The organism is Streptomyces sp. NPDC058671, from assembly GCF_042716475.1.
Classification (GTDB): Bacteria; Actinomycetota; Actinomycetes; order Streptomycetales; family Streptomycetaceae; genus Streptomyces.
This window is the reverse complement of sequence record NZ_JBHXSA010000019.1, coordinates 57,278-69,143: the sequence shown is the minus strand read 5'-3', so window position 1 is coordinate 69,143 and position 11,866 is coordinate 57,278. Positions and strand designations below refer to the sequence as shown.

16 protein-coding genes and 1 tRNA gene are annotated in these 11,866 nt (G+C 70.2%); 13 read left to right on the top strand and 4 right to left on the bottom strand.

Annotation, left to right across the window (positions count from 1 at the left end; genetic code table 11):
• The first annotated feature begins 15 nt into the window (after positions 1–15).
• Together ACFWV2_RS23320 and ACFWV2_RS23315 are read left to right on the top strand one after the other, a co-directional pair.
• A complete protein-coding gene (locus ACFWV2_RS23320) occupies positions 16–312 on the top strand; it encodes a type II toxin-antitoxin system VapB family antitoxin (RefSeq protein WP_015034993.1) in 297 nt (98 codons plus the stop codon).
• Between the two features lie 118 nt (positions 313–430).
• Positions 431–1,060: a LytR C-terminal domain-containing protein gene (locus ACFWV2_RS23315; protein ID WP_384407255.1), complete on the top strand. Its 630-nt coding sequence runs from the start codon at positions 431–433 to the stop codon at positions 1,058–1,060.
• Positions 1,061–1,064: 4 nt separating this feature from the next.
• On the opposite strand, the gene upp is transcribed toward ACFWV2_RS23315, so the two are convergent.
• Positions 1,065–1,700, bottom strand: a complete 636-nt coding sequence (gene upp, locus ACFWV2_RS23310) for a uracil phosphoribosyltransferase (RefSeq protein WP_360787849.1) — start codon at positions 1,698–1,700, stop codon at positions 1,065–1,067.
• A 103-nt stretch (positions 1,701–1,803) separates the two neighbouring features.
• On the opposite strand from upp, the gene ACFWV2_RS23305 reads away from it, so the two are divergent.
• The 9 genes from ACFWV2_RS23305 to ACFWV2_RS23265 all read left to right on the top strand — a co-directional run bounded on the left by ACFWV2_RS23305 (position 1,804) and on the right by ACFWV2_RS23265 (position 6,795).
• Positions 1,804–2,013, top strand: coding sequence for a hypothetical protein (locus ACFWV2_RS23305; protein ID WP_360787852.1), 210 nt, complete (start codon positions 1,804–1,806; stop codon positions 2,011–2,013).
• Positions 2,014–2,258: 245 nt separating this feature from the next.
• Positions 2,259–2,795, top strand: a complete 537-nt coding sequence (locus ACFWV2_RS23300) for a hypothetical protein (protein WP_384407378.1) — start codon at positions 2,259–2,261, stop codon at positions 2,793–2,795.
• 53 nt (positions 2,796–2,848) lie between these two features.
• Positions 2,849–3,277, top strand: coding sequence for a tRNA adenosine(34) deaminase TadA (gene tadA / locus ACFWV2_RS23295; protein ID WP_384407252.1), 429 nt, complete (start codon positions 2,849–2,851; stop codon positions 3,275–3,277).
• A gap of 67 nt (positions 3,278–3,344) precedes the next feature.
• Positions 3,345–3,429: transfer RNA gene (locus ACFWV2_RS23290), tRNA-Ser, on the top strand.
• Positions 3,430–3,843: 414 nt separating this feature from the next.
• On the top strand, positions 3,844–4,008 hold the full coding sequence (locus tag ACFWV2_RS23285; RefSeq protein ID WP_360787859.1) for a hypothetical protein: 165 nt from the start codon (positions 3,844–3,846) through the stop codon (positions 4,006–4,008).
• A 9-nt stretch (positions 4,009–4,017) separates the two neighbouring features.
• Complete coding sequence (locus ACFWV2_RS23280; protein ID WP_360787862.1) at positions 4,018–4,311, top strand: Dabb family protein; 294 nt, start codon at positions 4,018–4,020, stop codon at positions 4,309–4,311.
• A gap of 222 nt (positions 4,312–4,533) precedes the next feature.
• On the top strand, positions 4,534–5,379 hold the full coding sequence (locus ACFWV2_RS23275; RefSeq protein ID WP_266894342.1) for an RNA polymerase sigma factor SigF: 846 nt from the start codon (positions 4,534–4,536) through the stop codon (positions 5,377–5,379).
• 235 nt (positions 5,380–5,614) lie between these two features.
• Complete coding sequence (locus ACFWV2_RS23270) at positions 5,615–6,520, top strand: RNA polymerase sigma factor SigF (RefSeq protein ID WP_384407248.1); 906 nt, start codon at positions 5,615–5,617, stop codon at positions 6,518–6,520.
• Between the two features lie 68 nt (positions 6,521–6,588).
• Entirely contained in the window at positions 6,589–6,795 is a 207-nt protein-coding gene (locus tag ACFWV2_RS23265; RefSeq protein ID WP_384407246.1) for a hypothetical protein, read from the top strand.
• Between the two features lie 34 nt (positions 6,796–6,829).
• Here the strand turns inward: ACFWV2_RS23265 and ACFWV2_RS23260 are convergent, their stop codons facing one another.
• Complete coding sequence (locus ACFWV2_RS23260) at positions 6,830–7,069, bottom strand: hypothetical protein (protein ID WP_360787867.1); 240 nt, start codon at positions 7,067–7,069, stop codon at positions 6,830–6,832.
• Positions 7,070–7,259: 190 nt separating this feature from the next.
• Between ACFWV2_RS23260 and ACFWV2_RS23255 the strand changes: the two genes are divergently transcribed.
• Together ACFWV2_RS23255 and ACFWV2_RS23250 are read left to right on the top strand one after the other, a co-directional pair.
• On the top strand, positions 7,260–7,703 hold the full coding sequence (locus ACFWV2_RS23255; RefSeq protein WP_384407244.1) for a MarR family winged helix-turn-helix transcriptional regulator: 444 nt from the start codon (positions 7,260–7,262) through the stop codon (positions 7,701–7,703).
• Positions 7,704–7,718: 15 nt separating this feature from the next.
• Positions 7,719–9,350: a DHA2 family efflux MFS transporter permease subunit gene (locus ACFWV2_RS23250; RefSeq protein WP_384407242.1), complete on the top strand. Its 1,632-nt coding sequence runs from the start codon at positions 7,719–7,721 to the stop codon at positions 9,348–9,350.
• Between the two features lie 82 nt (positions 9,351–9,432).
• Here ACFWV2_RS23250 and ACFWV2_RS23245 read toward each other — a convergent pair whose 3' ends face one another.
• Both ACFWV2_RS23245 and ACFWV2_RS23240 read right to left on the bottom strand, forming a co-directional pair.
• Entirely contained in the window at positions 9,433–10,269 is an 837-nt protein-coding gene (locus ACFWV2_RS23245) for a TetR/AcrR family transcriptional regulator (protein WP_384407240.1), read from the bottom strand.
• Between the two features lie 35 nt (positions 10,270–10,304).
• Positions 10,305–11,834, bottom strand: a complete 1,530-nt coding sequence (locus ACFWV2_RS23240; RefSeq protein WP_384407238.1) for an MFS transporter — start codon at positions 11,832–11,834, stop codon at positions 10,305–10,307.
• Between the last annotated feature and the right edge of the window lie 32 nt (positions 11,835–11,866).

Here is an 11,866-nt window from a genome sequence, read left to right as displayed (position 1 = left end):
CGGTAGGCTTTCCGTGTGATCTTCAAGCGCATCGGAAACGGAAAGCCGTATCCCGACCACGGCCGGGAAAGCACCCGGCAGTGGGCGGACGTCGCCCCGCGCCCGGTCCGTCTCGATCAGCTGGTCACCACCAAGGGCCAGCTGGACCTGGAGACGCTGCTCGCCGAGGACTCCACGTTCTACGGCGACCTCTTCGCGCACGTCGTGAAGTGGCAGGGCGATCTCTACCTCGAGGACGGACTGCACCGCGCCGTCCGCGCGGCGCTCCAGCAGCGCCAGGTGCTGCACGCCCGCGTCCTGGAAATGGACTGAGCCGACGGCCGACCGGCCCCGCTCCCACTGACCCTTTCGGAGTCAGTTCACCCCCATCCGGACGCGATCACATGATCATCAAGTAGGCATCGCCGACGGGCGGCATTACGCTGCGTTCATGAGCATGCTCACTCCCCCAGGAATGGGCGGAAAGTACCGCATCACGGGGGATGTCTACCCGCGCATGCGCCGCCCCCATCGCCGACGCAGGATCGTCCTCGCGTCCGCCGCCGCCGTGGTCGTGCTGGGCGCGGCCGGCTGGGGCACGCTCCAGCTCGTCGACGTCTTCTCCGGCGACGGCGCCAAGAAGACGACCGCGGGAAAGCAGACCGACTGCAAACCCGTCGCCAGGGCGACCGCCCCACCCGCCGTCGCCCTTCCGAAGCCCGCCCAGATCACGGTCAACGTCTACAACGCGACCCCGCGCAGCGGTCTCGCCAAGACGACCGCGGACGAGCTGAAGAAGCGCGGCTTCAAGATCGGCAAAGTGGGGAACGCGCCCACCGCCTACGACAAGAAGGTCCCCGGAGCGGGCCTGCTGCTCGGCGCCACGACCGCCGCCAAGGGCGCCTTCCCCGTCCTCGGCACCCAGCTCAAGGGCGCCACGACCAGGACGGACACCCGGGCCACGGCGGACGTGGACCTGATCATCGGGACCGCGTTCAAGACGCTGGCCCCGAAAGCGACGGCGGACGCGGCCCTGGTCGCCCTGACCAGGCCCGCGCCCGTACCGATCGGGAAGTGCTGAGGAACTACTCGGCCGAGCCGTACATGCGGTCGCCCGCGTCACCCAGGCCCGGGACGATGTAGCCGTGCTCGTTGAGGCGCTCGTCGACCGAGGCCGTCACGACGGTGACCGGCGTGCCCGCGAGCTCCCGCTCCATGACCTCGACGCCCTCCGGGGCGGCGAGGAGCACCACCGCGGTCACGTCGTCCGCGCCACGCTTGATGAGCTCCTGGATCGCCGCGACCAGCGTGCCGCCGGTCGCCAGCATCGGGTCCAGGACGTACACCTGGCGGCCCGAGAGGTCCTCCGGCATCCGCGTGGCGTAGGTCGACGCCTCCAGCGTCTCCTCGTTGCGGATCATGCCCAGGAAACCGACCTCGGCCGTCGGGAGCAGCCGGACCATGCCGTCGAGCATGCCGAGCCCGGCGCGCAGGATCGGCACCACCAGCGGACGCGGGTACGACAGCTTGACGCCGGTCGTGGGCGTGACGGGGGTCTCGATGTCGACCCGCTCGGTCCGGACGTCCCTGGTGGCCTCGTAGGCGAGCAGGGTGACCAGCTCGTCGGCGAGCCGACGGAAGGTCGCGGAGTCCGTGCGCCTGTCGCGCAGCGTGGTGAGTTTGTGGGCGACCAGCGGGTGATCGACGACGTGGAGACGCATGACTCAACAGTAGCCCGCCCCGCACTGGCATCGACCCACGTCACTGGGGGAAGGTGGTGACACGGGGGGAGACACGGGGTCCCAGCGACGGGGTGGAGTGCCGATGCCCGACCTGGAAGGACCGGCCGAGAGGGCCGCCGAGAGGGCGCCCAGGAAGCCGGCGCACGAGACGGACGCGGAGCGCCGCAGGCGCCGCGCCCAGTTCCTTCGCGAGCTGAACGAGGCCAAGGCGCTGCGTGAGCGCGTCCAGCCGAGACGGGCGCGGGCGGCCCGGATGCGCCAGGCCATGCGGATGCGCACCTTCCGCTGGTGAGGCGCCCCGGGGCCCGGCGAGACTCCGGCCCCGGCACGGACGACGCCCCGGCGTGTCCCGCTGTGCGCCCCCCGCGTGCGCCGGGGTCGTACGCCCGCCCGATCGCGGGGTCGTTCAGACTGATGCACGACGCAAGAGCCGAAGACCTCTCCTGTGGGCGTCGTTTCTGTCACGATGCCGATTGGGCGGGGCAGCAGCAGGGCGCCGCCGGATCGTCACACCTCTGATCAGTGGGAGAGAGTCAGGTGTACTTCGCCGCACTGCTCGCGCGCACCGAAAACGGGTGGGAAGCGAGCGACACGGAGCTCGACGACGTGGAGACCCTGTCGGATCTGACCGAACTGGCCCGCGAGGCCTCGGACGACGACACGGTGATCGTCTTCATCGAGCAGGAGGACGCGTGGTTCGGGATCGTACGGATCGACGGTGAGGAAGACCCTCGTATCTACGTCTCCGACGCCGCCGCCGCCGCCCGTTCCTCGTACGGGGAGATCCTCACCCGGGAGATCCTCGGTGACGACGACCTGGACGACATCGTCGACGAGCTCGAATCGCTGGACCTGGACGGTACGGAGGACGGGGAGCCGCTAGACGACATCCCGGACGACGACGAGGACACCGGAGTCGCCGCGGAGGTCGTGCCGGCCGCCCCGGTGGGCGACCGGCTGATCCTGGCCGACCTCGGCATGCCGCCGGCCGACCTGATGGCGCTGGAGAGCGACGCCCTCGCGGAGATCGCGGACGCCCTGGGCGCGGCCGAGGTCCTGGAGGCCGTCCGCTAGTGACATCCGCGGTACCTGCTCCCGATCCCGTGCGGGACCCCTGGCGAGACGCCATGCGGATCGCTCTCGCCGAGGCCGACGCGGCCGCGCCGGCCGGTGACGTACCGGTCGGCGCGGTCGTGCTCGCCCCCGACGGCTCGGTGCTCTCCCGCGCGCACAACGAGCGGGAGGCGACCGGAGACCCCACCGCGCACGCCGAGGTGCTCGCGCTGCGCCGGGCCGCCGGGGCGACCGGCGCGTGGCGCCTGACGGGGTGCACGCTGGTCGTGACCCTGGAGCCGTGCGTGATGTGCGCGGGCGCGCTGGTCCAGTCGCGGGTCGAGCGGGTGGTGTTCGGCGCCCTGGACGAGAAGGCCGGCGCCATCGGCTCGCTCTGGGACCTCGTGCGGGACCGCAGGCTCAACCACCGCCCCGAGGTGATCCACGGCGTGCTCGGCGAGGAGTGCGCGGAGCAGTTGACGGCGTTCTTCCGCGGCCGCTGACCCCGCCTCCGACCTGCGCCTGGATACGGATTTCATCGCAGCCGCAGTTTCGGCTAAGCTCTCTCTCGGTAGCGTGTCCGAGCGGCCGAAGGAGCTCGCCTCGAAAGCGAGTGTGGCGCAAGTCACCGAGGGTTCAAATCCCTCCGCTACCGCTTCGATCGAAGGGCCCGGCGCATCAGCACCGGGCCCTTCGGCGTATCCCGGACCCGCTCCGTAAGAGATGTCCGTACGGCAAGGGCCCCGTACGCGCGCGTGGCGCGGACGGGGCCTTCTCCGCAGGGCGGGGGGAGCGGCATCGGGGGGACAAGCCGCTCCCCCCGATGAGAACCGGTCCTCCGGTCCTGCGTCGCGTTCGGGGGGAAGCTCGCGGCGCGGACCCCGCAGTGCGGGCCGGTTCCTCGGGCCCTTCGGATTCCTGCCAGATCCTCCGGGCCCGACATCCATACTGCTCGCCCCTCACCCTTCCGGCGGGCGGCAAAAGGCCTCGATCTCCGGGCCCTTGGTCCATAAGGGCTCGGTTAGAGTGGCGCGGTCGTACGGGCGGGGGAACTGGGGAGGGCTGGGCAGTGGTGCAAGCGAAGAAGGTCGTGCTGTACGCGGTCTCCGTGTTCGTGCTGTACACGATCGTCACGTCTCCCGAGAGGGCCGCCGATCTCGTGCAGGTAGGGTTCGAGGGCATTGCCGGGGCCGCCCAGGGAGTCGGCCAGTTCATGACCGAACTCATCAATTAGGAGTCCCGCGTGATCCGCCATCTGGTCCTCTTCAAGCTCAACGAGGGCGTGACGCGTGACGAGCCGCGTGTCGTCGCGGGTGTCGAGGCGTTCCGCGCGCTCGGCGGGCAGATCCCGGAGCTGGCGTTCTGGGAGTGCGACTGGAACATCACGGACCGGCCGATCGCGTACGACTTCGCGATCAACTCGGCCGTCGAGGACACGGACGCGCTCCAGCGGTACCTGGAGCACCCGGCGCACCAGGCGGGTGTGGCCCAGTGGCGCGAGTTCGCGACCTGGGTGATCGCGGACTACGCCTTCTAGTCGGCTTCGTCCGGAGCCCCCTGTCGTCGCGGCGGGGGGCTTTTTCGGTGCCCTTTCCGGCGTGTGACCTCCCCTTTTTCCACCCTCATGCCCTCAACACGTCATTATGCGGTGCTTGCACACAGTGGGCATGTCTTGTGATGCTATGACCGCTTTTGACGGATGAGTTGACCGTAGTTGACCCAGTCGACCAGCAAGACCAGCCAAAGGGGTGGCGTGAACGTGCCGGCCAGTACAGCACCTCAAGTCCCGCCCCAGCACGAGGCAGGCGGCGCGGAGACCCCGCGCACCCGCCCCCAGAGCACCCGTGGCGCCGACACCCGCGCCCTCACCCAGGTGCTCTTCGGGCAGCTCAAGAACCTGGAACCGGGCACTCCGGAGCACCACCGGGTGCGCGGGGCCCTCATCGAGGCCAACCTGCCGCTCGTGCGGTACGCGGCGGCCCGGTTCCGCTCCCGGAACGAGCCGATGGAGGACGTCGTCCAGGTCGGCACGATCGGTCTGATCAACGCCATCGACCGTTTCGACCCCGACCGGGGCGTGCAGTTCCCCACCTTCGCCATGCCGACGGTCGTCGGGGAGATCAAGCGGTACTTCCGCGACAACGTCCGCACCGTGCACGTCCCGCGCCGGCTGCACGAGCTCTGGGTGCAGGTGAACGGCGCCACCGAGGACCTGACGACCGCCCACGGCCGCTCCCCCACCACCGCCGAGATCGCCGAACGGCTGCGGATCGGCGAGGACGAGGTGCTCGCCTGCATCGAGGCGGGGCGCTCGTACCACGCCACCTCCCTGGAGGCCGCGCAGGAGGGCGACGGGCTGCCCGGACTGCTCGACCGACTCGGTTACGAGGACCCCGCCCTCGCCGGAGTCGAGCACCGCGATCTCGTCCGGCATCTCCTCGTACAACTGCCCGAACGGGAACAGCGGATCCTGATGCTGCGCTACTACAGCAATCTGACGCAGTCCCAGATCAGCCAGGAACTCGGCGTCTCCCAGATGCATGTGTCAAGGCTCCTCGCCCGCAGCTTCGCACGTTTGAGATCCGCAAACAGGATCGAGGCGTAATCAGAACGGGTAGACCGGTTCGGAGCAGTTCTCGCGCGCCCCAAATGCCGTACACCCCTTGTTTCCTGCGGAAATGCACCTTCGACTTGTCGACAAGTCACTACAGCGTGTTGCCGACATGTGACATTCTGCAGGAACCGAGTTTGCCGCAGCCCCGCCGCCGGTATTCAGGTGGAAGCTGCGTTCCTCAGATGGTCGCGGCCACCGCGACCGTCCGCGACCTCAAGGGGGTGGCATGTCCACAGAACTGGGCAGCTCGAAGGTGCTCACGCTCACGCCCGTTCCCGTGCCCACGCAGACGACGGCGCCGACCGCGACCGACAGCGCGGAGACCGCGCCGCCGCCGATGGTCGTCACGTCGGGAGCCCTCGACACCCGCACCCTCTCCCGCTCCCTCTTCCTGCGGCTGCGCGCCCTCGACACCGAAGGCGCCGCGACCGACAGCCCGGAGCGGACCTACGTCCGCGACACCCTCATCGAGCTCAACCTCCCCCTCGTGCGGTACGCGGCGGCCCGCTTCCGCTCGCGGAACGAGCCGATGGAGGACATCGTCCAGGTCGGCACCATCGGCCTGATCAAGGCGATCGACCGCTTCGACTGCGAACGCGGTGTGGAGTTCCCGACGTTCGCGATGCCGACGGTCGTCGGCGAGATCAAGCGCTTCTTCCGCGACACCTCCTGGTCGGTGCGGGTCCCGCGCCGCCTCCAGGAGCTGCGCCTCGCCCTCACCAAGGCCAGCGACGACCTCGCGCAGAAGCTCGACCGCTCGCCCACCGTGCCCGAACTCGCGGCCGTGCTCGGGGTGTCGGAGGAGGACGTCGTCGACGGTCTCGCCGTGGGCAACGCCTACACGGCCTCCTCGCTCGACTCCCCCTCGCCCGAGGACGACGGCGGCGAGGGCTCGCTCGCGGACCGTCTCGGCTACGAGGACACGGCCCTGGAAGGCGTCGAGTACCGCGAGTCGCTCAAGCCGCTGCTGGCCAAGCTGCCGCCCAGGGAGCGGCAGATCATCATGCTGCGCTTCTTCGCCAACATGACCCAGTCGCAGATCGGCGAGGAGGTCGGCATCTCCCAGATGCACGTCTCGCGGCTGCTCACCCGCACGCTCGCCCAGCTGCGCGAGGGGCTCATCGGGGAGTGACGCCGGTGGTGGCGGCCTCCGTCGAACGACTTCCTTCCTGACGTGCTGTCAGGCTTTGGTGTGAGCGGGTGGCCGTCACCTTCCGGAACAGCGGCGGCACGGCGGCCCGCTCCGGGACGGTCACCTTCGCCACGCACGCCATCGGCGCCCCGGGCGTCGACTGGGCGACGCCCACCTCCGCCCGGCCGCCGCCCGTGCCGATCGCGGCCGGAGCGGCGCGCGGTCCCGTAGGTACAGCGCCCCCCGTGGAAGAAGGGTGGGCCGGGTCCGCGTGACGCGGAGCCGGCCCACCCGGGGCGTGTGGAGCGGTCAGCCAAGCGCCAGCCAGGCGACCGCCGCCAGGACGACGATCACCGCGACCACGCCGACGATCAGGCCGACCCGCGGGCCGCCCGAGGTCGCCGCGGCCTGCGGCTGCCGCTGCTGCGGAGCGCCCTCGTCGACGAAGGCGCGGAACATCTGCGTGTTGCCGGCGGGGTCGTAACCCTCGGGGCTCTGCCCCTGGGGGCCCTGGCCCTGGCCGTACGGTGCTTGGGGGTTGTGTGCCATGGGCCAGGACCCTAGCGAAGTCGGGGTGGGGGGCCCAAGCCCGCCGTCCGCTTCCGGCCCCCGATCCCGCCCCACCGCCCCCTCCACCCGCCTTTGCCGATTCTTTAGCGCCGTTTGACCGATTTAGTTTGCCTGGAGCAACCATCCATCTCTATGGTTGCCCTAAGCAACAACATGCTGGGAGGGTCCGATGGACCGTGGCAATCGGTACGAGAACCTCGCCCGCCAGGTGAGCGCCATCGGAGCGGTGAAGCGCGGACTCGCGCGGACCCTGCCGGCCGAGTGCCCCAGCGGATCCGCGATCGTCCTCGCCCTGCTCAACCACCACGGCGACATGCGCATGGGCCGCGTGGCCGAGCTGATGGCCGTCGACATGTCCGTCAGCAGCCGTCATGTGGCCCACACCGTGGACCGCGGATGGGTCGAGCGACTGCCCGACCCGGCCGACAGGCGCTCCCGCATCCTGCACCTGACCCGGGCGGGCGAAGACATGCTCACCGTCCTCGACCGACGGCTGACCGACATGCTCGCCCGCACCCTCGTGGAGTGGTCCGACGACGACGTCGCACTGCTCACCACCCTGCTCGCCCGCCTCCGCGATTCCTTCGGGGACTGCCGGGCGCACCACGCTTGAGAACGAAGGAAGTTGATGGCTACGACGACCACACCAGAGACCGGTGTGCGCGGCGGGAGCGCCACGGAGGGGGACCTCGCCTCCGGCGGCGCCCCGATGACGCACAAGCAGATCATGGAGGCGCTGTCCGGGCTGCTGCTCGGCATGTTCGTCGCCATCCTGTCGTCGACGATCGTCTCCAACGCCCTCCCCCAGATCATCACCGACCTGGGCGGCGGCCAGTCCGCCTACACCTGGGTGGTCACCGCCGCGCTGCTCTCGATGACCGCGACGACCCCGCTGTGGGGCAAGCTCGCGGACCTCTTCTCCAAGAAGCTGCTCGTCCAGATAGCCCTGATCGTCTATGTCGCGGGTTCGGTCGTCGCCGGTCTCTCGCAGAGCACCGGCATGCTCATCGCCTGCCGTGTCGTCCAGGGCATCGGTGTCGGCGGTCTGACCGCCCTCTCGCAGATCATCCTGGCCGCGATGATCGCCCCGCGTGAGCGCGGCCGGTACAGCGGCTACCTCGGCGCGACCTTCGCCGTCGCCACCGTCGGCGGCCCGCTGCTCGGCGGTGTCATCACCGACACGGACTGGCTCGGCTGGCGCTGGTGCTTCTACGTGGGCGTGCCGTTCGCGTTCATCGCGCTCGTCGTCCTGCAGAAGACCCTCAAGCTGCCGGTCGTCAAGCGTCAGGTGAAGGTCGACTGGGCCGGTGCCTTCTTCATCAGCGCCGCCGTCTCCCTGCTCCTCGTCTGGGTCACCTTCGCCGGCGACAAGTACGACTGGATGTCGTGGCAGACGGCCGCCATGGTGCTCGGCGCGATCGCCCTCGGCGGGATCTTCGTCCTCGTCGAGTCGAGGGCGAGCGAGCCGATCATCCCGCTCCGCCTCTTCCGGAACCGCACGATCACCCTGGCCTCGCTGGCCTCGCTGTTCGTGGGTGTCGCGATGTTCGCCGGCACGGTCTTCTTCAGCCAGTACTTCCAGCTGGCGCGGAACGAGTCGCCGACGATGTCCGGCGTCCTCACCATCCCGATGATCGCGGGCCTGTTCGTCTCCTCCACCGTCTCCGGCCTGGTCATCACCAAGACCGGGAAGTGGAAGGCGTGGCTGGTCAGCGGCGGCGCCCTCGCCGCCGCCGGGCTCGGCCTGCTCGGCACGATGCGCTACGACACGGCGTACTGGCACCTCGCGCTCTTCATGGCGGTCCTGGGCCTCGGCCTCGGCATGATGATGCAGAACCTGGTGCTCTGCACCCAGAACCAGGTGGCCCCGGCCGACCTCGGCGCCGCGTCCTCCGTCGTCACCTTCTTCCGCTCCCTGGGCGGTGCGATCGGTGTCTCGGCGCTCGGCGCGGTCATGGCCCACCGGGTCACCGGCTACGTCAAGGACGGCCTGGCCGAGCTCGGTCCGAAGGCGGCGGGCGCCGTGGGCCAGGGCGGCTCGGGCGGCGGCATCCCCGACATGGACAAGCTGCCGGCCCCGATCCGTACGGTCATGGAGGACGCGTACGGACACGGCGTCGCGGACGTCTTCCTCTACTCGGCGCCCTTCGCGCTGCTCGCCTTCGTGGTGACGCTGTTCATCAAGGAGGTCGCCCTGAAGAGCGGCTCGTCGAAGGAGAGCGGTTCGCCGAAGGAGAGCAGCTCGTCGCAGGAGAGCTGAGAGAAGCTCCCGGGCGCGCTTCGAGCGGAGGCGCGGCCGGGTCGAGTACGGAGCGGCGGGCAGGGGACGGCCCGCCGCTCCGTCATGTTCCGGAACCGCCGCCGCGCGCCGGGTCGCCTGCCGTGTCGCTCGCTCTGTCGTCCGGCCCGCCGCTCGTCGAGTCGCGTGCGACCATCGCGTCGATGCCGGCGATCAGGACGTCGAGCGCGTAGTCGAAGTCGCGGTCCCAGATCTGGCTGACGCTGCCGTGCGAGGCCCGCTCGTCGAGGACCTCCGCCATGGGTTCGAGGGACTCCCGGAACGCCGGGTCGTCGCGGAAGGCCTTGACCGACTCCACGTAGAAGTCGTCCTGCGTCATGCCGGCCTCCGCCGCACGGCGCTGGAACTGGGACTGGATCGTCCCGTAGCCGTACACGAACTGGAAGACCGCCGACATCGCGCTGGGCTGACGGTCCGTCGGCAGCCCGGTGTCCTTGATCGCCTCCTGGATCTTGCCGCCGACGGTGATCGCGTGCGGGCCGATGTTCAGATACTGGCCGGCGCACGGGGACATCCACGGGTGGGCCACCAGCATGCGACGGTAGTCCAGGGCGAGGACCCGGGTCCGCTCCCGCCAGCCGCCGGCCGCGTCGACCGCCGTGAGGTCGATCTCGCCGTACGCGCTGTCGATCGCGTACTCGATGATGTCGTCCTTGGTGTCCACGTACCAGTACAGGGACATCGCGGTGACGCCCAGCTCGGTCGCGAGCTTGCGCATCGACAGTCCGGCCAGGCCCTCCTCGTCGAGCATCCGGATCGCGGCGGCGACGATCCGGTCCCGGTCGAGCCCGGCCGGGCCGCCGCCGCCGCGGGCGGCCCGGCTCTCCAGCCAGACGCTGGAACGCGCCGGGTTCCTGGCCCGATCGGCTGCCTTGACCATCGCGTTCCTCCGTCTGTCCGTCGTCCGTGACCATGCTAGGCAGCGACCGGCCGCTCGGCGGCCGCCCGCGCCTTCTCCGTGCGCTCGGCCCGCTTCAGCAGGGCCGCGGCCAGGAGACCGCCGGCGAAGACGGCGATGGCGCCGACCAGCTGGCTGGTCTGGAGACCGGAGGCGAAGGCGTCGGAGATCTCCGTCCGTTCGGCCTCGCTCCGGGCCGCCGCGAGTGCGGCGGGCAGCGACGTCGCGGTGACGGTGACGAGCGCGGCGAAGCGTGCGTTGAGCACGGCGCCGAGGACGGCGACGCCGAGGCCGTTGCCGAACTCGGCGAGGGTGCCGTTGACACCGGCGCCCACCCCGGCCTTCTCCGGCGGGATCGCGCTCATGATCGCGTTGGCCATGGCCGGGTTGGAGACGGCGAGGCCGACGCCCATCAGGACCAGGCCGAGGAGCATGCCCCAGTAGGTGCCGTCCGTGCCGCCGCCGATCAGGGCGATCGAGGCGAGGCCGGCCGCGACCAGGGTCATGCCGACGGCCACGGTCGGCGGGGTGCCGAGCTTCGTCACGATCCGCGGGCCGACGCCGCTGAGGTTGAGCACGACGACCGTCAGCGCGAGCGGCGCCATCCGCAGACCGGCTTCGAGCGGCTCGTAGCCGAGGACGAACTGCAGGTGCTGGGTGAGGAGGAAGAGCGAGCCGCCCATGCCGAACATGACCAGGATCGCGCCGGCGACGGCGCCCACGAACTTCTGGTTGCGGAAGAAGTGCATGTCGAGCATCGGGTACGGGACGCGCAGCTCCCACAGCGCGAACGCGGCGAGGACGGCGGCCCCGATCGCGGCCGGGACGAGCACCTCCCCGGAGGTCCAGCCGTGTTCGGGTCCCGTGATGATCGCGTACACGGCGGCGGTCATGCCGACGGTGGAGAGCAGCGCGCCGACCAGGTCGGGGCGGTCACCCTGGGGGTTCTTCGACTCCGGTACGAGCTTGATGACGGCGATCAGGCCGATCAGCGCCACCGGGATGTTGATGAGGAAGATCATTCCCCACCAGAAGTGCTCGATGACGACACCGCCGACGAGCGGCCCGGCGGCGAAGCCGAGCGAGCTGACGGTCGCCCACAGCGCGATGGCCTTGATCCGCTCGGAGTCGTCGAAGATCTGCATGACGACCGCGAGCGTCGTGGTCATGAGGAGCGCACCGCCGACGCCCATGCCCGCGCGGGCGGCGATGAGCTGGCCGGTGGAGTCGGCGAGCCCGGCGGCGAGCGAGCCGAGGCCGAAGAGCGCGAGACCGGCGGCCAGCAGCTTCTTGCGGCCGTAGCGGTCGGCGGCGTTGCCCGCGGTCAGGAGCAGGCCGGACTGGACGAGCGAGTAGGCGTTGATCATCCACTGGATGTCGCTGGTGGAGGCGTGGAGCTCCGTGGTCAGCGAGGGGATGGCGACGCTGAGGACGGTGTTGTCGAGCAGCACGGTGAGCTGGGCCAGGCAGATGACGCCGAGGATCAGCCAGCGCTGCGGATGACCGTGGGTGGCGGTCGGTTCGTTCGCGGCGGTCGTCGCCGTCATGGGCAGGACTCCTTGTACGGTGTACGGGACTG